We start from the raw sequence: 680 nt of genomic DNA, 5'->3' as shown, positions 1-680 counted from the left end.
CTACCAGAACTGACGTTGACGTCGAAGTTCAGCACGCCGCTGGAGCGAGCACCATCATCATCGTTGTCAACCTTGTCGGTCCACCAAGCTCCATTAGGCGAGGCGGCAAAGCTGTAGGTCGGAGGCTGATCCTGGGTATTAGTCTCAAACAGCTCAGCATTGAGGTCATCGTCGCCGGTATTACCGAGGCTGGTCACTACCGGACTGGTCGTACCAGTCTCAAAGATATCTATCCGGAAATTGTAGTTTGTTGGGCCGGACAGTTCGAGACCCGGATACCCGATGGTAACAGCCTCTGCGTCTCCCGTGTTGCTACCGGTGATTGTGAAATCACTGGTCTGTGTGTACAGCGAGTAGCTTCCTGAAGGATAAGTTGCATAGTATATTTTGGCATAAACAGAGTGGCTACCAGAACTGACGTTGACGTCGAAGTTCAGCACGCCGCTGGAGCGAGCACCATCATCATCGTTGTCAACCTTGTCGGTCCACCAAGCTCCATTAGGCGAGGCGGCAAAGCTGTAGGTCGGAGGCTCGGGTGTCAACGTATAGGTAATTGCCACCTTCTGGGGGCTATTGTCGGCATTGGTACTGGATACCAGAACCGTGTCCCGATACGTTCCCGGAGTCAAATTCGTACTCGTGATTGAGACCGTGATTGTCTGGCTGTTGCTGTTTGTCGG

General features: G+C 53.1%; 1 protein-coding gene. It reads right to left on the bottom strand.

Features of this window, described 5'->3' with window-relative positions:
* The coding region (locus tag AB1644_06415) for a choice-of-anchor H family protein (protein ID MEW6050680.1) at positions 1-560 on the bottom strand (560 nt) is incomplete at its 3' end.
* Between the last annotated feature and the right edge of the window lie 120 nt (positions 561-680).

The sequence above is a fragment of the Candidatus Zixiibacteriota bacterium genome (assembly GCA_040753875.1).
Classification (GTDB): domain Bacteria; phylum Zixibacteria; class MSB-5A5; order GN15; family FEB-12; genus DATKJY01.
The sequence above is the reverse complement of the archived record's forward strand: the minus strand, read 5'-3'. Positions and strand labels throughout refer to the sequence as shown.